Origin of the sequence: Streptomyces sp. NBC_01255 (assembly GCF_036226445.1) — a bacterium.
In the GTDB taxonomy this organism is placed as follows: Bacteria; Actinomycetota; Actinomycetes; order Streptomycetales; family Streptomycetaceae; genus Streptomyces.
Map to the genome: position 1 here is coordinate 1468741 of NZ_CP108474.1, position 20853 is coordinate 1489593.

The 20853-nt window shown below is 71.2% G+C and carries 13 protein-coding genes; 7 read left to right on the forward strand and 6 right to left on the reverse strand.

All coding sequences use genetic code 11. The features are described from left to right. Positions 1-18: 18 nt before the first annotated feature. The 3 genes from OG357_RS06285 to OG357_RS06295 are packed head-to-tail and all read right to left on the reverse strand — an operon-like array spanning position 19 to position 4121. On the reverse strand, positions 19-1290 hold the full coding sequence (locus OG357_RS06285; RefSeq protein ID WP_329620191.1) for an MFS transporter: 1272 nt from the start codon (positions 1288-1290) through the stop codon (positions 19-21). Next, positions 1287-3905 carry an ATP-grasp domain-containing protein gene (locus OG357_RS06290; RefSeq protein WP_329620192.1) on the reverse strand — a complete coding sequence of 873 codons (2619 nt, stop codon included), beginning with the start codon at positions 3903-3905 and terminating at the stop codon, positions 1287-1289. Before OG357_RS06290 ends, OG357_RS06285 begins: the two co-directional genes overlap by 4 nt. A gap of 48 nt (positions 3906-3953) precedes the next feature. Continuing rightward, positions 3954-4121: a hypothetical protein gene (locus tag OG357_RS06295; protein ID WP_329620193.1), complete on the reverse strand. Its 168-nt coding sequence runs from the start codon at positions 4119-4121 to the stop codon at positions 3954-3956. A gap of 214 nt (positions 4122-4335) precedes the next feature. Between OG357_RS06295 and OG357_RS06300 the strand changes: the two genes are divergently transcribed. Next, the gene (locus OG357_RS06300; protein WP_329620194.1) at positions 4336-4821 is read left to right on the forward strand and encodes a GNAT family N-acetyltransferase; all 486 of its coding nucleotides are present in this window, start codon (positions 4336-4338) and stop codon (positions 4819-4821) included. A gap of 61 nt (positions 4822-4882) precedes the next feature. On the opposite strand, the gene OG357_RS06305 is transcribed toward OG357_RS06300, so the two are convergent. From OG357_RS06305 to OG357_RS06315, 3 genes are all read right to left on the reverse strand, one after another. Next, the gene (locus OG357_RS06305) at positions 4883-5641 is read right to left on the reverse strand and encodes a class I SAM-dependent methyltransferase (protein WP_329620195.1); all 759 of its coding nucleotides are present in this window, start codon (positions 5639-5641) and stop codon (positions 4883-4885) included. Continuing rightward, complete coding sequence (locus OG357_RS06310) at positions 5638-9480, reverse strand: type I polyketide synthase (protein WP_329620196.1); 3843 nt, start codon at positions 9478-9480, stop codon at positions 5638-5640. Before OG357_RS06310 ends, OG357_RS06305 begins: the two co-directional genes overlap by 4 nt. 153 nt (positions 9481-9633) lie before the next feature. After that, positions 9634-10806: an MFS transporter gene (locus tag OG357_RS06315; RefSeq protein WP_329620197.1), complete on the reverse strand. Its 1173-nt coding sequence runs from the start codon at positions 10804-10806 to the stop codon at positions 9634-9636. 368 nt (positions 10807-11174) lie between these two features. On the opposite strand from OG357_RS06315, the gene OG357_RS06320 reads away from it, so the two are divergent. From OG357_RS06320 to OG357_RS06345, 6 genes are all read left to right on the forward strand, one after another. Further along, the gene (locus tag OG357_RS06320; RefSeq protein WP_329620198.1) at positions 11175-12425 is read left to right on the forward strand and encodes a helix-turn-helix domain-containing protein; all 1251 of its coding nucleotides are present in this window, start codon (positions 11175-11177) and stop codon (positions 12423-12425) included. A 460-nt stretch (positions 12426-12885) separates the two neighbouring features. Then, positions 12886-14163: an ATP-grasp domain-containing protein gene (locus tag OG357_RS06325; protein WP_329620199.1), complete on the forward strand. Its 1278-nt coding sequence runs from the start codon at positions 12886-12888 to the stop codon at positions 14161-14163. Beyond that, the gene (locus OG357_RS06330) at positions 14160-16595 is read left to right on the forward strand and encodes an ATP-grasp domain-containing protein (protein WP_329620200.1); all 2436 of its coding nucleotides are present in this window, start codon (positions 14160-14162) and stop codon (positions 16593-16595) included. Before OG357_RS06325 ends, OG357_RS06330 begins: the two co-directional genes overlap by 4 nt. Next, complete coding sequence (locus OG357_RS06335; protein ID WP_329620201.1) at positions 16592-18535, forward strand: S9 family peptidase; 1944 nt, start codon at positions 16592-16594, stop codon at positions 18533-18535. Before OG357_RS06330 ends, OG357_RS06335 begins: the two co-directional genes overlap by 4 nt. Positions 18536-18616: 81 nt before the next feature. Next, positions 18617-19717 (forward strand): fatty acid desaturase family protein, encoded by a 1101-nt coding sequence (locus OG357_RS06340; protein ID WP_329620202.1) that lies wholly within the window; start codon positions 18617-18619, stop codon positions 19715-19717. 81 nt (positions 19718-19798) lie between these two features. Further along, entirely contained in the window at positions 19799-20767 is a 969-nt protein-coding gene (locus OG357_RS06345) for a proline dehydrogenase family protein (RefSeq protein ID WP_329620203.1), read from the forward strand. Positions 20768-20853 lie beyond the last annotated feature (86 nt).

The window sequence follows — 20853 nt, forward strand, 5'->3', positions numbered from 1 at the left end:
TTGGGGCTGTGGTGCCCGTCAGGCGGCCGGCGCCGACGAGACGGGACGCTTCGGGGCGGTGCGCACGGCCCAGCGGACGAGCGGGCCGCTGATGAGGCCGACGACGAGGAAGAACCCGCCGAGCAGATACCAGCCGGGCTGTCCGAGGCCGAGGGCGAGCGCGCCGAGGACCATGGGGGCGAGGGCCTCGGCGGCTCCGCCGCCCAGGCCGAAGACGCCCGAGTACTGGCCCTGGGCGTGGGGCGCCGCGAGACCGTAGGAGTACTCCATCGCGGCGGCGGAGTGCCACAGTTCGCCGAGGGTGTAGACGGCCGTGGCCGTGAGGAGCAGGGCGACGGACATCCAGGCGGAGGGTCTGCCCGCCGCGAGCATCAGCAGCAGTCCGGCCGCGACGGCGATGCCCGCCCAGCGCATGCTCCGGCCGGCGGCCGCCGTGTTGTCGACGTTCTTGCTGACCACCACCTGGAGGGTGATGACGAGCACGGTGTTGAGGATCAGCACGCCGGACACCATCGAGCGCGGTGCGTCGGTGTGGTCGATGATCCAGAGCGGGAGCAGAAAGGTCGGCACCGCGAAGTGCAGCGACATGAGGCAGTTGAGGACGGTCGCCGCCAGGTACGGGCGGTCCCGCAGCGCCTCCCAGCGGCCGCTCAGCTCCGGTGCGGGCACCGGGGCCAGCCGGGGAAGGCGCAGCAGGACGACGGCGCAGCCGGCGAACGAGAGGGCCCGGCCGATCACGAGGGCCAGATAGGCGGGGGCGGTGTCGAACTGGATGGCGACACCGGCCGCGAGCGCGCCGAGGGCCACGGCGAGGTTGGTCGAGGCCCGCAGATAGGCGCGGAAGCCGGCCTGTTCGTCTCCGCCGATCCCCCGGATCAGGGGGGCCTTGCTGGACTTGTCCGCCGCGAACACCACGCCGATGAGCATGGAGACGAGGACGTACGACCAGAAGCTGTCGACCAGGAGGTAGCAGGCCATGAACAGGGTGCCGCTGACCATCACGCCGATCTGCGTCTCCCGCGCCCCCCAGCGGTCGGCGACCTTGCCGCCCAGGATGCCGGCCGCGAGGCCCACCATGGCGCCGGCGAAGAGACCGAACGCCACCTGGGACATGGGGAGGTGCACCACGCGCGTGAAGTACAGCACGCTGGACGACATGAACATCCCGCTGCCGAGGGCGTCCACGAAGACCGACGTCGCCAACAGGCGGCGCGGTCCTGCCGGTTGCAGCAGCCGGTCGGCGAGCGATCGGCGCTGGGGGGCCGGTCCCCCGTTCCCCTTCTCGGTCACTGCCACATCTGGTCCTTGAAGTCGGCGTCCGGACGCAGGACCTCGCGGTGCCAGGCACGCAGTTCTCGGCCAGACACCCCGTACGGGGCGACGACCAGGCGCTCGTCGAACCAGGCCCGTACCGCGGTGAACCGTGCCTGCAGCTCCTCGTCGTCGGACGCGGAGACCAGGACCTGGCCCATGCGGTGATTGGTGCTGTCGACGTCGGCGGAGAACCGCTGCCCCACCGGGAACTCGAGCCGGGCGAACTCGACGCCGGGCAGTTCACGGAGCTCGGCGGGCGAGGGGCAGTCGAAGACGATGCCGGACCGGCCCGGGAGGTAGCTGGTGCCGACGAGTTCCGGACGGTAGGTGGTCTCGTCCTCCGGCGGCCGGCCGATCGCGCAGAACAGCGCGGCCTCCCCGAAGTTCACCCCGAACTTGGCCATCACCTGCTCGTCGATCAGCGCTCCGCCGCCGCGCGCCGCGCACTCGCTGAAAGTCAGCCGGCCGGTCTCCGGGTCGTGGAAGAGTTCCATGTGGAAGAGGCCGTCCCGCAGGCCGAGCGCCGAGAGGGCGCCGCGGACGACAGGTTCGGCGCGCTCGTACGCCCACGCCTCGGACTTCTGGTCGAAGTGCCGCATCCACAGCACCTGCTGCTCGTCGACCATGGTGAGACACGGCAGCCCGTAGCGGCCGACCGCGAGGAACCGCAGCCGGCCCTCGTACACGAAGCCGTCGGCGATCCACTCCTCGGTCCCGCTGCCGCCCACGTACTCCTCCAGGGCGAAGGTGCGCTGGGCGAGGTGTTCCTCGCGGTAGCGGTCGCTCAGCTCGCGGAGGCGGTCCAGGCTGTCGACGACCGTGGTCCTGGCGGTCCCCGCTCCTGCGATCGGCTTGAGCACGGCACGCTCGTAGGGCAGCTCCGTGAGAGCCGAGACATCGTGCACGTCGTCGATCACGGTCACCCGGGCGGCCGGGATCCCGGCGGCGGCGACCCGGCCCTTCTGGAGGGACTTGTCCCTGAAGTACACAGCGGTGGCCGGGTCGACGGCGAAGCGGCAGCCGAGGTGGGCGGCGAGCAGGCCCGCCGTCACGAGCGACCACTCGTCCGAGGTCTGCACACCGTCGAAGGGGAGGTCCGCGAGCCCTTCCCGGTGCAGGGCCATGAGGATGGCCTCGGGGTTCTTCTGCTCGTCCACCCGGACCACGGTGATGCCGGCCGGGACCTCGGCGAGTCCGTAGTCGTAACTGCCCGGACCCCAGATCAGCACGGCGTCGACGTCATGGCGTACGCACGCCTGCATGACGTACTTGTCGGTGCCGAGCAGCAGCACCCTGGGGCGGCGACCGGCCTCGTCCACCTGGTACACCTCGTCCTTCAGGCTCTGGATGGTCTGGTGGTCGGCGCGGATCTCGGCCTGCTCGGGAGCGGTCATGAAGATGCGGAGCGGGCTGGTCAGCAGGTCGGCTGTGGGCCGGATGCGCTTGCCGGGGGCCAGCTTGACGCTCACCAGATGGACGCTGGGCAGAGCCGCGATCCGGTCGACTGTCTCCTGGTCGACGTCGGTCACCTGACCGTCCTGATCGGTGCGGGTGTTGTGCACCGCCGCGGCCTGGCGCCGCGAGTAGACGTGTCCCGCGTAGCGGGTGCGGAAGTCCCAGGGCCGGGCGTAGGCGAGCGCGGTGAGGTCGGCCTGGTTGGTGCCGAGGCAGATGTCGTGGAAGCCGGGGTTCATGTTGCCGTTGAGGCGGGCCCCGATCTCGACGAGGGCGGGCCCCTCGGGCGTCATGATCACCTCGGCGTGGGCGGGGCCGTGCAGGATGCCGAGGGCGTCGAGGACGGTGCCCACGTAGGCGATCAGCTCGGGCACCGGCTCCTCGGCCGGGTCGCGGAGCACATCGAGGTCGTAGATGTTCGCCCCGTTGGGCAGGATCTGCTTCTCGTACTCCCAGACGCCGCACACGTAACGCTCGCCGTCCACGGAGACCGTGTCCACGATGTACTCGGGGCCTTCGAGGAACGACTGCACCAGCGCCTCGGTGTTGCGCCGGTCGAAGATGTCGGTGGAGGCGAGCACGGCCCGGGCTGCGGCCTCGACCTCCGCCGCGTCGTGGCAGCGGTAGACGTGGTCGGTGGAGGCCGAGCTGAGCGGCTTGACGACGACCGGGTAGGACGTCTCGCGCTCCGCCCAGTCGACGATGGCCGCCGGGTCCGCGCTCTTGAACTGGCGGGCGCAGTGGATGCCGGCCGCCCGGAGGGCCTCGGCCATCTCGAACTTGTCGCGGCGGGCGCTGGACAGCGCCGTGCCGTTCGTCGCCAGGCCGAGCCGCTCGCTGAGCGCGTCGGCGAGCGGGACTCCCGGCTCCTGGCCGGCCAGGACGGCCACGGGCTTCAGGGCCCGCAGCGCCTCCACGGTCCGCTCGAAGGACTCCTCGTCCCCGCAGTGGTAGTGCTCGCGATATACGGCGGGATCCGGGGCGAGCATGGAGGTCATCGGCTCCGCGGTGCTGCGGACGTGTACCACCTCGATGCCGAGCCTGGAGAAGGCCGGGGGCAGGAAGGTGCCGGTCGAGTAACCGTCCACGATCACCGCGGTCTTGGCGTCCGCTACGGCGGCTGGGTCAGAGGCCATCGGAATCACTTTCCATTGCGGGGTACGAGGGCGCTGCGGGACCGTGGGTTACGGCGCGGGCCAGCCGATGTCGCCGAGGGGACCGGCGACGGGGGCAACGGGCTTCGGCGGGGTCGGCCAGCCGATGTCGCCGGCTATGGCGCCCATGCCGAGGGTGGACGCGGCGAGCACGGCCAACAGGGCGGGGACGCGGGCGATCCTGGGGAAGTTCCGCATGACAACTCCGTGGGAGGTTGAGGGGGTGGCTGATCGCGGGGGCCGAAGGCATCTCACGCTGACCAGGAAGCTAGTACAGCCGTCGCGGTCTGGCAAGGTTTGCCAGTAGTTGGCAAGTCTCCTTGACTGACCCTTTCCCCAAGGGCGTGAGGACGGCGGCGGAAACAGCTCGCGGACCATGGCGCCCCGGCGTCCGGGAGGGCATGCTTCTCCCATGCTGATCAGGGAAGCCCATGCATCGGACTGGCCGGCGATCTGGCCCTTCTTCCACACGATCGTGGCAGCGGGCGAGACGTTCACGTACCCGGTCGACCTCGGTGAGGAGGAGGCCCTGGACTGGTGGATCCTGCCGCCGCCGAACCGTACCGTCGTCGCGGTCGACGGCGACACGGTTCTGGGCACCGCGAAGATGAACGGAAACCATCTCGGCAACGCCGCGCACATCGCGAGCGCCAGCTACATGGTGGATCCCGCGCACCAGGGAAAGGGCGTGGGCCGGGCCCTGGGCGAGTACACCCTGACGTGGGCCCGCGCACAGGGCTACCGGGCCATGCAGTTCAACGCGGTCGTCGAGACCAACACCCACGCGGTGAAGCTCTACTCCTCACTCGGATTCACCGTGCTCGGCACGCTCCCGGAGGGCTTCCAGCACCCCGCGCAGGGCTATGTGGGGCTGCACATCATGCACCGCTCGCTGTGACGCGCTGTGACGCCCCCCGTGTCGGCGCCCCGCCCACGGGCGGGGCGCCGACACGGCCGGTTCAGGACCTGAACGCCGAGACGAGGACCCGGGGCACCGTCTCCAGGAGCCGGGGCGCGTCCTCGGCCTCGTCCACGAGGACCTGGGCAGCCGCCTCCCCCATCTCACGCGCCAGCGCGTCCCTGGACTCCAGGATGCGCCGGTACACGGCGAGCTGACGCTCGGTGGAACCCTCGACGAGCTGGGTCTCGATGTCCTCGAAGCCGGCCGGCTCCAGGAACCAGGAGTAGTCGAAGTGCGAGGGCGCCCAGGTCGTGAAGACCAGCGGGCTCCCCGGCTTGAGCAGGCGGGCCAGCTCCGCGAAGGCCGCCGTCTTGTCGATCACCATCCACAGCGCGTCGACGCTCATCGCGCCGTCGTAGCGGTCCCCGGGCAGGCCGGTGTCCGTCGCGCTCGCCGCGTGGAACTCGGCCGCCGGGGCCGCCTCGAACGACTCGGCCATCCGCGCGGCCTCCGCCACCGCCTCGGCGACGACGTCGACACCGGTCAGGGAGGCCTTCAGCTCCCGCGCGACCCAGAGTCCCGGACCGCCGCGCCCGCAGCCGATGTCGAGCAGGCTCGTCACCTCGAACGGGGCCAGGAACTCCGCGAACGACCGGAGGTCACTGAGGGTCACGAAGCCGAAGGGCTCCACCTCGTCCGGGTACTCCTCGCCGTAGACCTCCTGATAGATGGCCCGCAGCGTGCCGCCCGACCGCTGGTTCGCCAGCACGGGACGGTAGCGGTCCTCGTACACGATCGCCGATTCGTGACTGGTCACAGCGCTTCTCCCCGCCGGTCGTCGAGCGTCGCGCGCAGCGAGTACATCAGGGGTACCCGAGGCTTGCCGTCGGCGCTCTTGAAGATGCCGTCCGCGTGCGAACTCAGTGAGTGGAACTTCTGGAAGATTGTCATGTCGTGCTCGTTCAGGAAGTCGATGCGCAGCCCCGCGGAGACGAGTGCCGACACCACCTCGCCGAGACCGTGCTGGAAGGCGACGGCCCGGGAGTTCTCGGTCGACGCCTTCGTGTCGGCGTACGTTCCGGACATGTCGCTGATCTGCGGACCGGAGTCGAAGTAGTCGTGGACGACGGTCCGTCCGTCGTACCCCAGGGTGTCCGCGAAGGGGTGGAACTCCGAGAGGTAGAGGAACCCGCCCGGAGCGAGCAGGGAGACGACCGTCTCGGCCCACTTCCTGATGTCGGGCAGCCAGCAGAGCGCCCCCACGCCGGTGTAGACGATGTCGTACGCCCGGCTGCCGAGCCGGGCCTCCGACTCGTAGACGTCGGCCGTCTCGAACCGTGCGTCAAGGCCCAGTTCGGCGGCGAACCTCCTGGCCTGCTCGATCGCGGGGGCGGAGAAGTCGAGCCCCGTGACGCGGGCGCCGCGGCGCGCCCAGGCGAGGGTGTCCAGGCCGATGTGGCACTGCAGATGGGCGAGGCGAAGGCCGGTGACGTCACCGACCTCACGCAGCTCGAACTCCCGGATCGGGTCGGCGCCCCGCCGGAAGCCCTCCACGTCGTAGTGGTCGCTCTCGACGTGGATCGGGACCCGCTCGTCCCACAGCGCGCGGTTGACCTCCAGGTAGTCGGTCTCCGCCGGCTCGGGCGCTCCGGCCGCGAGCAGTTCCTTGATCAGGGTGGCCTGGCCGCCGAGCGTACGGGCCACGAGCATCGACCGCACCGGGATGTCGATGCCCAGTTCCTCGGAGAGCCTGGAGGTGACCCGTGTGATCAGGAGGGAGTCGCCGCCGACGTCGAAGAAGTCGGAGTCGTCGATAAGGGCGGTCGCGCCGAGGAACTGGGTCCAGGCACGGACCACGGCGTCGTGCGCGTCCGCCGTACCTTGTGCGTTCTGGCCGGTCCGGGCGGTCTGGCCGGTCTGGCCGGTCTGGCCGCTGTCCGCGGGCGAGGTTGTCTCCGGCTCCTGCCGGAACGTCGCCGCCCCGGGCTCGGTGCGTTCCCGGGTGCCCGCGCGTCCGGCGGTCCCGGCCAGCGCCTCGGGTGCGATCCGGCTCGGCCCGGCGAACGGGTACCCGGGCAGGCGGATCCTGCGGCCCTCGCCGCAGAGGGCCGCCACGTCGAGCGGCTGCCCCAGGGTCCACAGGGCGCCGAGGGCCGCGAGCGGTCCCTCGCCGCTGTGCCCGGAGCGCGCCGAGGACAGCGCCACCGTGCGCAGCCCGGCAGCTTCCGCCGGCGCCGACAGCGCCCGGCCGGGGCCGACCTCGACCGCGACGGCCCCCGGGAACAGCTCGGCCGCGTCGGCGAGGGCGTCGGCGAACCGGACCGTGCGGCGGGCCTGTTCGGCGAACGCCCCGGGGGCGATCTCCGCCCCCGCCGGGACGATCCGGCCGGTGACGTTCGAGGCGATCGGGACGGTGGGCCGGCCGAGACGGACGCCGGAGAGCGCGGCGAGGAGTTCCGGCAGGGCGGGTTCGACGAGCGCGGAGTGGAAGGCGTGGCTCGTCCGCAGCGGACGGGAGAACGCCCGGTCGCCGAGCCATGCGCGGAAGGCCTCGACCTCGTCCGCGGTTCCGGCCACGACCACGTTGTCCGGTCCGTTGACGGCGGCCTGCTCAAGGGCGCCGCCGAACTCCGCGAGCAGCTTCTCCGCCTGGGCCGCGCCGCAGCCCAGGGCGAGCATGGCGCCCGTCGGGCAGCCCTGCATGGCACGTCCCCGGGTCGTCACGAACCGGGCCGCGTCGGTCAGTTCCAGGACGCCCGCCAGACAGGCGGCCGTGATCTCTCCGAGGCTGTGGCCGATCAGCGCCGCGGGGGTCACGCCCAGCCCGGTCAGGGCGGTGGCCGCGGCGTACTCGAGCGCGAAGATCGCGGGTTGGGCCAGTTCCGTGGCCTCCAGCTCCGCCGCGGGGAACTCGGGGTCCAGGAGCGCACGGCGCAGCGTGGTGGCCTGCTCCGGGGCGAAGGCGGCGAGGCAGGTGTCGAGCGCGACGGAGAAGCCGGGGAGTTCCTCGGCGAAGGGCACGGCCATGCCCGGTCGCTGAGTGCCCTGTCCCGGCAGCAGGAAGACCACCGGAGCGGGCCCGGTGACGGGACTGCTGCCGCGCGCCACCGACGTGCCCCCGGTGAGCCGCTCGGCGATCTCGGCCGGGCCGCGGCCGGAGACCGCGAGGCGGCGCGGCAGTTCGGCGCGGGCGGCGGCGAGGGTGTGCGCGACGTCGGTGAGGTCGGGGGCCGTCTCGCTCAGGTGGGCCGCGAGCCGCTCCGCGGACCGGTCGAGGGCGTCCGGTGTGGCGGCGGAGAGCAGCACGAGGCGCTCGCGCGCCGGCCGGTCGATGGTGGCGGCCGCGGCGGGCACGGCTTCGGGTTCGGGTGCCTGCTCGATGATCGCGTGAGCGTTGGTACCGCCGATGCCGAAGGAGCTGACGCCGGCCCGTCGCGGTCCCGCGGCGTCGTTCCAGGCGCGCGGCCGGGTGGGGACGTAGAGCGGGGAACCGTCCGTCTCCAGGAGCGGGTTGAGAGCGTCGAAGCCCGCCACCGGCGGCACGATGCCCTCCTTCACCACGAGGAGCGCCTTGACCAGCGAGGCGAGCCCGGCGGCGGCGTCCAGGTGGCCGATGTTGGCCTTGACCGCTCCCACCGCCACCTGTCCGGGACGGGCGCCCAGACCGGCGAGGGCAGCCGAGGCGGCCGACCACTCGATGGGGTCGCCGACCCGGGTTCCGGTGGCGTGCGCCTCCAGATAGCCGAGGGAGGAGGCGTCGACGTCGGCGGTGTGCAGGGCCGCGCGGATGACGGCCTCCTGGCCGATGGCGGACGGTGCGTGGTATCCCGCCTTCGCCGAGCCGTCGTTGTTGATCGCGGTGCCGAGGATCACGCCGTGCGGGGCGGCGCCCTCGGGCGAGTCCGCGAGCGGACTCAGGACCACGGCCACCACTCCGGAGCCGGCGATGACACCGTCCGCGTCGGCGTCGAAGGGCCGGCAGACGCCCGAGGCGGAGAGGATGCCACCCGGCACGTACAGATGGCCGGCCTGGGGGAAGTCCACGGCGGCCGCGACCACGACGGCCTGGTCGCACTCCCCGTTAAGCAGGGCCTGTACGGCGGTGTGGAGGGCGACGAGGGACGAGGAGCACGCGGTCTGCACGGTCAGCGCCGGCCCGGTGAGCCCGAGTTTGTAGGCGATGCGGGTGGCCAGGTAGTCCGGCTCGGTGCCGCGCAGTGCCTGGTCGAGAGCCGTGGGTGCCAGGGCGCCGCCGGTGAGCATGGCGCGCATGTACGTGCTGCCGCTGGCGGAGGCGTAGACACCGGTACGGACCGAGTCGTCGCGCGGATTCCTTCCCGCGTCCTCGAGGGCGGCCCAGGCCACTTCGAGCATGAGGCGGGACTGGGGGTCCATCAGCTCCGCGTCCCGCGGGCTGACATGGAAGAGGTCGTTGTCGAAGCGGTCGGCGTGGGGGAGGTGACCGCGGACCGGAACGTAGTCGGGATGGTCGACGCGTTCCGGTGGCACTCCGGCCCCGAGCAACTCGTCGCGTGTGAATCGAGTGGTCAGTACCCGGCCGGCCTTGAGGGCTTCCCACCATTCGGTGAGGGAGCCGCCGGGGAATCGGGCGGCCATACCGGTCACGGCCACGTCGAGGGAACGGTCGCGGGTCATTTCCCCGACTCCTCGCCGGTTCGGTGGCCTCCGGGGAGTATCGACTCCCGCACATGCCGACACTTCTTTGACATCTTCTTCATGATTCCCCCACAGGGCGTGTGTCAGCGCATGCGCGCGCACGGGCAAGTGATTTCCTGACGAGTGGCAACATCAAGCCGAATCGGCTCCGCGGACTCGCATCGCACGTTCCACGACGAGAGCCCCTGCGGTCAGGACGATGAATACGACTCCCACGACCACCGTGCCGGTCCAGCCGTGGTCGCTGTAGGCGGCGGCGCCGGCCAGCGAACCGATCGCGCCACCGCCGAAGGACGACAGCATGAAGATGGTGTTGAGACGTGCGACCTTGTCCTCACCCAGGACGAAAAGCCGTGCCTGGTTGGCCACTTGACTGCTGCTCGTGCCTAGAATCAAGAGATTGCTGCCCACGATCAGAGCGGCCATCGACGCCCCGAGGAACGCGAACAGCGCGAAGGAGGCGGCGATGCAGCCCAAGGCCCAGACGTTGACCACGGTCGGGCCGTGCCGGTCGTTGAGCCTGCCCGCGTAGGCGGAGAGCAGCGCTGCGGGCAGCCCGTACAGACTGAACAGCCCCGCGAGGGCAGGTCCCTGGTGGAAGGGAGGTGCTGCCAGATGGAAGGTCAGCGTTGCCCAGAAGGCGCTGAAGGCGGCGAAGACCGTCGCACCGAGGAACGCGGAGAACACCACCTCCCGGTGCGAGGTGAGCAGCCCGGGAAGCGTGGCCAGGAGCTTGCGGTAGGGCAGCCGGGCCCGGCCCGCGCCCAGCCGCTCCGGCATGGTGCGGCGGAGTGCCGGGAGGAGCGCCGCGGTCATCACGGCGGCCACCACGTAGGCCGTGCGCCAGTTGCCGCTGAGGTCCGACACCCCTCCGGAGAGCGATCGGGAGAAGGTCGACCCGAGGGTCAGCCCGAGGCCGATGAGGCCGACGACGTGCCCGCTTCGTTCGGGGCCCGCGAGGGCGGCGGCCACGGGGGTGATGACCTGGGGAAGCACCGTCGTCGTGGAGACCGCGAGGGTCGCGACGATCAGGGTGACGATGTTGGGCGAGGCCGCGGCGACGAGCAGTCCGCCGCTGGTCAGGACCAGCAGGACGGTCGTCAGGCGGCGTACGTTCGCCGTGTCCGCCAGGGGCACGATCAGGAAGATGCCGAGGGCGTAGCCGATCTGCAGGGCCGAGGCGATGATGCCGGCGGTGTCCTGGGACACCTTCAGACCCTGGGCGATGGCCTCGAGCAGGGGTTGCGGAAAGTAGATGTTGGCGACGGTGACGGCGCCGGCGAGGGCCAGGACCAGGACATTCACCCGGACTGGGGACGACGGGGAGAGTTCGTCCCGGGCGGCGTCACCTGGGGCCGTGGAGCGTGGTGCGGTCAAGGGGACCCTCTCGTGAAGGGATGTCCTGGTCCGGTCCGGGGTGGCCCCCTGCTCAGGCGGTGCCGAGAGCTGGGGGGAGGAGGCCAGGAAATGGCGTCGCCGCAGAAACTAGTGCAGCGATCGCAGCCAGGCAAGGAGTTGCCAAGAAATTGGCAATCACTCCTGACGCTCTCCCGTGGAGCGTTACCTTCGACTTGCCAAGCCATAGGCCGTCCGGTTAGTCTTGCGCGTCACAAGAAGGTCGGCCGTTGATCAGGGCCAACCTGTTCCATCAATTCGCTTCTGGGGCTCTTCACATGCTGGAACAGCCTGCATTCGGGCGCAGACTCAAGCGATTGAGGCGTGAACGCGGCCTCTCTCAGGCGACACTCGCCGGTGCGGGCATGTCCACCGGTTATCTGTCCCGCCTGGAGTCGGGAGCCCGGAATCCCACGGACCGTGCCGTGGCACACCTGACCAAGCAACTCGGCGTGAACGTCGCCGAGTTCGAGGAACAGCAAACCGTCTCACTGGCACAGGCGCTCACCATCGTCACCTCCATCGACTCCGATTCCGGGGGCGAGCTCCTGGAGACGGCGCTGGCGGGCGACGACGGCCAGGACCTCCTCCTGCGTTGGCAGGCCCTGTGGCTCCTCGCCCAGTGGAAGCGCCGGCACGGCGAGCACGCCAGTGAGCTGGAGTACCTGGAGGAGCTGGTCACCCTCGGCGACGAGGTCGGCCTGCCCGAGCTGCGGGTGCGGGCGCTGACCCAACTCGCCCGATGTCTGCGCTCGTCGGGTGACATCGTCCGCGCGGTCGACATCGCCGTCACGGCGCACCGCGTGGCGGGGGCGCACGAACTCACCGCGCAGGACGTCGTCCTCGTCCTCCTCGCCCTCGTCTCCGTCGAGACGGAGGCGGGACGGCTGCCGGACGCGAGGGCGCACTCCGACGAGCTGCTCGCCCTGGTCGAGGGACGCTCCGACGCCCTGTGGGCCGAGGCCCTCTGGACGGCGGCGGCACTCCGCGTCAGGCAGGGCGACTTCGAATCGGCCCAAACCCTGCTCGACCAGGCGCTGAACGGGTTCCAGAGCCGGGAGAACCTCGTCCTGTGGCTCCGGCTCCGCGTCGCCGCGGCCAGGCTCCACCTGCAGAAGGTCCCGTCCGAGGTGGATGTCGCCCAGCGCTACGTCGAGGCGATCGAATGCGGTCTCCCGTTCGCCGGAACGCCCGCCCTGGAGCAGGAGTTGATCTCCCTCAAGGCCGATCTGGCGTTCCGCGAGGGCCGGTACATGGACGCCCGCGCGATGCTGGGCCGGATCGACCAGACGGGACCGCGCATGTCTTACCGCGACCGGATGCGCCTCGACGTCCTGGAGAACCGGCTGCGGATCGTGGAGGGCCACGAGGAGGAGGGTCTGCGCGGTATGCAGAACCTCGCCCAACAGGCCCACGCGACTTCCAACATCGACCTCGCCGCGGACATCTGGCGCATCGCCGCGGAGACCCTGGTCGAAGTCCGCAACGAGGCCCGCGGCGGCCCGAAGGGCATGGGCCCGCAGTCCTGATCCGAGCGCCGGGCCACGCCGGCCGTCCGCTCCCCCGCACATCCGAGCAGGACCTGACCGCACGTCGGTCAGGTCCTGCCGCTCGTCGTGCCCCGGACCGCCCGGGGATCGCCTTGGATCGCCTTGGATCGCCAGGAATCTCCTGAGATCGCCCGGGATCGCCTGGGATCGCCCCGCCCCCGGAGCCTGCCGCTCCGGCCCGCCGGCGCCCTGACGCGTCCTGCCCGGCCCCGCCGGAGCCCTGATCGGTGTTGCCCGGCCACCAGTCGATCATGCCACCGTTGCCAGCCCTTTTCCTAGCATGTTGCCTGCTAGGGGGGCGAAATCGCAATGATTCTTACATGCCACTTGGATAGTGTTGCCAAGCTGGAAGATCTCATGGCAATCTCTTGCCTCGCATTGGGAATCTGAGGCGCCAGCAACGGCTGCCCACCAAACCCATGACCCAGGGTGGAGACTAATGAGGAGTGCTGAAGCACGCCCCATCGCAGTGCTGGTGGACGCTTACACGACTGGCAATCACTTGCCACCGGCTTTCGACAGGCTCGGCGTGGACGTGGTGCACGTCCAGAGCACTCCCGAGCTGATGACGTCGATGACCTTGCCCGATCTCACCGCCTACAAGGCCGTGATCCCGTACGGCACCCCCGAGGAGACCGCGGCGCGCCTGGCCGAGTTCCGGCCGATCTGCGTGGTTCCGGGCCAGGAGCCCGGAGTCCCCCTCGCGGACGAGCTCTCCGAGCGGCTCGGACTGCCGACCAACGGCACCGCGCTCTCGGCTGCCCGCCGTGACAAGTACGAGATGATCGAGGCGCTGCGCCGCGCCGGCCTGCGCTGCGCCGAGCAATTCAGGAGCGGCGACCCGCAGGCTCTGGTGGACTGGGCGGAGCGCCGGGGCGAGTACCCCGTGGTCGTCAAGCCGCTGTCCTCCGCCGCGACCGAGGGTGTGGCCGTCTGCCGAGGGCCCGAGGAGGTCCGCAAGGCCGCGGAAGCCGTTCTGGGCACGCAGAACATCTTCTTCGAGACCAATGACGAGGTGCTGGTCCAGTCCTTCCTCCAGGGGGAGGAGTACATGGTCGACACCGTGTCGTACGAAGGCCGGCGCTACTGCACCGGTGTCTGGCAGTACCACAAGCGCCTGCGCGGTACGCACCGCATCTACGACCAGGAGACGCTCTGCTCTCCCGAGTCGAGCCCGGTGCCCGAACTGGTCGCCTACACGAGCGAGGTCCTCTCGGCGCTCGGCATCGCGTACGGCCCGGTCCACGCCGAGGTCATCATGACCGAGGAGGGCCCCGCGCTCGTCGAGATCGGCGCCCGGCTCAGCGGCGGGGTGCTCCCCGCGTTCAACGACCTGTGCCACGGGGTCAACCAGGCCGACATGACGGCCCTCGCCTACGCGCGGCCCGCCGAGTTCCTCGCGGAGTACGGCGACCGCACGTACCGCAAGCTGCGCGAGGCAGCGGTGATCGACACCGCCACCGAGCTCGACGGGATCGTCGACAGCATCGACCAGGACGTGTTCGACGAGATCGAGGCCCTGGAGTCGGTCCACTTCCTGCGCGCCAAGCTCCGGCCGGGCGGTCCCATCCGCCCCACGGTGGACCTCTACACCTCGACCCTCGTGGCCTACACCGTCCACGAGTCGGCGGAGCGGCTGCGGGAGGACTACGCGCGCATCCAGCAGCTCAAGGACCGTGTGTACCGCCTCGCCGAAGGTTCGGAGGCCGGCAAGTGACCTCCCGAACCACCACGCCCGAGACCACCGCGCCCGGGACCGCCCCGGAATCCACGGACGCGCCGCGTCTGCTGCTGATCGGTGGCGGCGGCGCGATGACCCTCAGCATCGACGTCGCCGTCGAGGCGCTGGCCCAGGCCCGTGCACGCGGCATGCGTACGCACGTGACCAATCAGGCCGACACGCTGGAAGCCACCCGTGAGGTCGGGGAGAACGCCGACCAGGTGTCCGCCGTCGACTTCGAGGACCCGGCCGGCACCGCCGAGTGGGCGAGCGACCTGGCCAAGGACCACCGTGTCGATCTCGTCTTCGGTGTACGGGAGATGGCCCAGCAGGCCGTGGCGGACACCGCGCTGGCCCTCGGGCTCCCCGGCAATCCGCCCGAGGCCGTCCGCCGGGTCCGTACCAAGGACGCCTGCCGGGCGGCCCTCACCGCCGCCGGATTCCGGCAGCCCGCCGTCGCCGTCTGCGCCGACGAGGCCGAGGCCCGCGCCTTCGCCCTCGGCACCGGCACCGGTCCCTGGGTGGTCAAGCCGCGCGACGGCTCGGACAGCGAGGGCGTCCGCAAGGTGACGGAGGCGGACGGCTTCCGCGCCGCGATCGCGGAACTTCCCGAGCCTCATCTCCCCTTCCTCGTGGAGGAGTTCGTGGAGGGCGAGGAGTTCAGCGCCGAGGGCGTCTTCATCGGTGGCCGGCCCGCGGTCCTCGCCGTCACGGCGAAGGAGAAGCTGGCACCCCCGCACTTCGTAGAGATCGGGCACGTCCTGCCGGCGCCCCTGCGGGATGAGGCCCGCGAGGAGATCGAGGAGCAGGTCCGCGCCGCGCTGACCGCCCTGGGCCTCCGCTTCGGCCTCTTCCACGTCGAGTTGTGGCGCACCGGGGACGGCATCGTCCTCGGCGAGGTCCACTCCCGGATCGGCGGCGGCTGGATCCACCGGATGCTGACGCACACCCGTCCCGGCCTCGAGCTGTACGGGACCGTGTACGACGACATGCTCGGCCGCCCCGTCGAGCTCCCCGAGGGTCCGGTCCGTGCTGCGGCCTCCCGGTACTTCGCACCGCCGCCCGGCCGACTGGTCTCCGTGGAGGGGTGGGAGGAACTGCGCGACCACCCGGCGGTGCTCCACACCGATCTGCTGGTCTCCCCCGGTGACCTGGTCCACCCCTACCGCAGCGGCGAGGACCGGGTGGGCGTCGTCGTGGTGGGCGCCGACACGCCCGAGGCCGCCCGCGCCCTGGCCGCGGAACTCGCCGGTTCCCTGCGCTGGGTGACGGAGCCGGCCGAATCCCCCTCCGTCACGCACCCCGCCGACACCGATGCCGCCTCGGAGTCCGCCGGCATCGATGCCGCCGCAGAGTCCGCCGTCGCCGTCGCCGCCACGGAGTCCGCCGGCACCGCGGCCGTCTTCGTGACGCTCGAACCCCGGCCGCTCACCAGCTCGTTCCAGATCTCCCACATGACGATCGAGACCGTCGACATCGTGCGCCTCCGGCTGCTCGACACCGACGAGCGGGTCCTCGGCGAGGGGGAGATCGCCGCGGACCTCGGCTACGGCCAGAACGGGCCCGTCATCGCGGCCGAGGCGGAGGGCCTCGCCCGCTCCCTGGTCGCCGACGCCGCCGCGTACCACGGCGACGACCAGGTGGCCTGGCTCTCCACGCGCCTTGCGCGGGCCGCCGCCGACGGTGTCGGGGCACCCGCCCGGATGCTCGTCGAGATGGCGTTCCTCGACCGGGCCGCCCGGCTGGCCGGAGTGCCCCTGTGGCAGCTCCTCGGACTGCCCGACCCCGGCCGGATCGAGCTGCTGCACACGGTCCCGATCGGTGAGGAGATCCCGACCGACGGGCGCCCGTTGAAGATCAAGCTCGGCGGACCGCAGGACGAGAGCGTGCTGCGTTCCCTCGTCGGCGCCGCCGGGCCCCTGATCCTGGACGTCAACGGCGGCTGGGAACGGGCCGAGTGGGAGCGGCTGCGTCCGCTCGTGCACGAACTCGCCCCCGCCGTACTGGAGGATCCCGCCCGCGACCCGCGCCTCATCGAGGAGATTCGCCGGGCCCTGCCCGCCACCACCGTCATCCTCGACGAGGGCATCGACTCCCTCGACGGCGCCGAGGAGGCCGCCAGGACCGCCGGCGGAGTCAACGTCAAGCTGATGCGCTTCGGCGGGCTCCTTCCCGCGCTCGCCGCCCTCACCCGGGCCGGCGAACTCGACGGCGCCCGGATGCTCGGCTGCTTCCTGGAGCCGCCGCGTGCCATCGCGTACGCCGCGCAGCTCGCGGGCCTGTGTGACTGGACCGACCTCGACGGCCACTTCTGGGTCAGTGAGGACCCCGTCGTCCAGGAGTACCGGCTCGACAGCACCGCCCCCGGCATCCCGCGCATCGCGTACGGCTCCGCGCAGGTCGCGGCTGGGGAAGGCGGGCAGGCATGAGCGGGCAGCGCAGGACAGCCCCGTACGGCAGCTGGCCGTCACCGATCGGCGCCGAGGACGCGGCCACGGGCGAGGCCCTCGTCGAATGGGTCGGCTTCGTCGGCGCGGAGGTCTGGTGGACCGAGGTGCGGCCCGAGGAAGGCGGACGGGCCGCGCTCGTGAGGCACACCCCCGCCGGGATCGCCGAGGCGCTGCCGCCCGGCTGGGACGTCCGTACACGGGTGATCGAGTACGGCGGCCGGCCCTGGCTGCCGCTGTCCCGCGACGCCGAGGACGGCATCGTCTTCACGCACGCCGCCGACCAGCGGGTCTACCGCTGGCGGCCGGGGACCGACCCGGTTCCGCTCAGCCCCGCCGGAGCGTGGCCCGGCGAGCTGCGGTACGCCGACTTCGCCGTGCACGGGGACGAGGTCTGGTGTCTGCGCGAAGCCGTGTCCGACGAGGCCGCTCTGCGGGCTGTGCGGCACCTGGTGGCACTCCCGCTCGACGGCAGCGCGCACGACGACCCCTCCGCGGTACGGGAGTTGGCGTCCGGCCATGACTTCCTGACGGGCCCCCGGATCGAACCCGGGGGGAGCAGGGTGGCCTGGCTCGGCTGGAACCATCCGGCGATGCCCTGGGACTCCACCGACCTGATGAGCGCGTCCATCACGGCCGACGGCACGCTGACCGAGCCGGTCAGGCTCGCGGGCGGCGGCCAGGAGTCGATCACCCAGGTCGAATGGGCGGCCGACGGGTCCGGACGGTTCTACGCGGTCACCGACCCCCAGGGCTGGTGGAACGTCCACGAGATCCTGCCGGACGGCGGATCCCGCGAACTGTGCGGGCGTGCCGAGGAGTTCGGTGACGCCATGTGGCGGATCGGCCTGCGATGGCTCCTGCCGCTCGACGACGGCGGTCTGGCCGTGCTCCACGGGGTCGGGGAGCGCCGGCTCGGCGTCCTCACCCCGGACGGGCGGCTCACGGACTGCTCGGGCGCTGCCACCGAATGGTTCTTCCCCGCGACGGACGGCCGACGGATCGCCGCGGTGTCCGCGGGACCGGACCAGCGCCGTACCGTCGTCCTGACCGATCCGGCAAGCGGCGCGGTCGAGGTGCTGCGCGCCCCGGCGGACGCGGGCACGGAGGCCTGGGCGAGCACGCCGCACCGGCGTACGTACCGGGGCCCGGACGGCGAGGCGGTGCACGCCCACGTCTATCCGCCGGCGAACCCCGAGTTCAGCGGGCCCGAGGACGAACTGCCGCCCTGGCTGGTCTTCGCGCACGGCGGCCCCACCGGCCGCTCGTACCTGACGCAGAATCAGGAGATCAACTACTTCACCAGCCGTGGCATCGGTGTGATCGACGTGCAGTACGGCGGTTCGACCGGCTATGGCCGGGCCTACCGCGAGCGGCTGCGCGAGACCTGGGGCGTGACCGACGTACGCGACTGCGCCACCGCGATCCGCGGTCTGATCGCGGACGGCCTGGCCTCCGCGGACCGGGTCGCGATCCGCGGCGGCAGCGCCGGCGGCTGGACGGCGGCGGCGTCGCTCGGAGCCGAGCCGGACCTCTACAAGGCGGCGGGCATCTACTACCCGGTGCTCGACGCGGTCGGCTGGCGCACCCAGGGCACGCACGACTTCGAATCCCGCTACCTCGACGGGCTCATCGGTCCCTGGCCCGCCGCGAAGGACCGCTACGAGGCGCAGTCCCCGCTGGCCGGGGCGTCCCGCATCCGGGCTCCCTTCGTGCTGCTCCAGGGGCTCGACGACACCGTCTGCCCGCCGGCCCAGGCCGAGCGGCTGCTCGCCCTGCTCGACGGATCGGGTGTCGCGCACCGCTATCTGACCTTCGAGGGCGAGGGACACGGTTTCCGGCGATCGGCCACCGTCGTCGCCTCCCTCCAGGCGGAGCTGGAGCTGTACGGGCGCGTCCTGGGCTTCACCCCCGGGACCTGATCCGCCGCCCCGCCTCGCGCCTTCCCCCCTCCCCCGCCCGAAAGAACACATCACACAGCGCGAATCAACAGAAGGACGGGCATGTCCGCAATCGAGCAACTCAACTTCGACCGGCTCGAACCCGGAGTGAGAAAGGAACTCCGGGAACTCTGCCGCCTCGACAACCACCACGGCCCGCTCGCGGTGCTCGCCGAGTACGCCCTGATCGCCGCCTCCGTGGCCCTGTGCGTCGGCGTCTCGTACTGGTTCTATCCGGTGGCCCTGGTCGTCATCGGCTCCGTACAGCGCTTCCTCGCCCACTTCCTGCACGAGTCCAGCCACAAGACCTTCGCCCGTGGCAAGACGCTGAACCTGCTGGGCGGGTCCGTGTTCTCGGGCTATCTCGTGTGGCACCTGTACGGTCCCTACCGCAGCTCCCACGTGGGCAACCACCACCGCAACCTGGGCGACGCGGAGAACGATCCCGACTACGCGTTCCACATCGCGTGCGGCCTTTACGACACGGAGCGCTCCGACCGGCACTTCTTCCTGCGGGAAGTGATCCTGTCCGTCCTGGGTCTGCGGACGTTCGCCTACCTCGGCTACATAGCCCGCGAACGGGTCTTCTGCGACAGCTCCCAGATCAGCGTGTCCGTCCCCGTGCCCCTGCGGACCGAGCGTGCGGTGTTCCTCACCCAGTGGGCGGCCGTCTTCGGGCTGTGCGCCTGGTTCGGGTGGCTGCCGGAACTGCTGCTGTTCTGGTTCGTCCCGATGTTCACCACGAACGTGGCCATCGGCTGGCTCGCCGAGCTGTCCGAGCACTATCCGATGCCCGAGAGCGAGAAGCACCAGGTCCTCCTCACCCGGAACCGACACGGGCGCTTCCTGGAGCAGTTCCTGATCAGCCGTCACAACGACCGCTATCACCTTGTCCACCACATGAACGCCGGCATTCCGCACTGGAACCTCGGGCGCGCCCACCGCGTGCTGCTGCGCGACCCGGTCTACGCCGCTTGGGACGGACTGTGGGCCGGCGCCTTCACCCGGCCCCGCTCGCGCCGCGACAAGGAGACCGTCATCAGTTACGCGGCCAAGTACCGCCAGTGGCGCAAGGACGGCGGTGAACCCGAGACGGCCGAACCCACCTTCGCCCGCGTCATGCTGCTCGCGGCCGCCTCCTCCTCCGCCACCCCGCAGGCGTGACGGGGCAGTTCGCTCCCCTGTCCCCTGCCCCCTCCCCGTATTCCTCCCATGTCCCTCTCAGGGAAAGTTCGAGGTAGCGTCATGAACTCCGAGCCCTCGCAGCGCGTGCTGCACGAGGCCGCCTCCCGGGGACTGCGTGCCCTGGCCGCCGACGAGCGGTGCCGCAGCGCCTTCACGGCGCCCGGCTCCGTCCTCCAGGACATCCTGTCGCCCGCGGCACGCCGGTACGTACTGGCCGCCGACCGGGACGAGTTCCTCGGGCACCTCGCGGTACTCCGCGAGAAGTCCTACGGAATCACCGTCGAGTTCGTCGGAGAGGAGAACTCCGACCCCGCCCAGATCGAGCAGGTCGTCCAGGAGTACCTGTCCGTGCTCGCACACGACCCGGTGCCGGGCCAGCTCGGCTTCGACCTGTCCAACGTGGGCCTCACCGTGTCCCGCGAACTCGCCCTGGAGAACAGCGCCCGGATCGTGGAGGCCGCGGCCGCCAAGGGCTGCGAGGTCGTGCTGAGCATGGAGCGCTCGCCGGCCGTCGACGCGGTGCTCGGCGTGTATCGGGACCTCGCCGAGCGGTACGAGAACGTCGGCATCACCCTCCAGGCCCATCTGTACCGGAGCGAGCAGGACATCGCGGCGGTCGCCAGGCCGGGCCGCCGCGTGCGCCTCGTCAAGGGCGCCTTCCAGGAGCCGGCCGATGTCGCCCTCGGCCGCGGTCCGGCGCTCGACGCCCGCTACCTCCGCTTCGCGGAGCAGCTCGTCGACGCGGGTGTCCGGCTGAGCCTCGCCACCCAGGACCCCGAGATGCTGGCCCAGGCGAAAGCCAGCGGTCTTCTGTCGCGGGTCGACGAGATCGAGATGCTGCACGGCGTACGTCCCTCCCTGCTGCGCGAATACCGGGACGCCGGATTCGCGTGCCGGATCTACGCGACGTACGGCGAGAACTGGTGGCTGCACCTGCTGCACCGGCTCGCGGAGCACCCGCCGATGGTGCTCACGGCACTCGCGGACCTCGCCGACCGGGGAGAGCGCACCGTCGGGGCCGGCTACTAGGGACTGTCGGACAGCCCCCACAGCAGACGTCCGGAAGCCAGGACGTGTCCGGCGATCATGGTCGGACAGGTCGATTCGAGAACGAT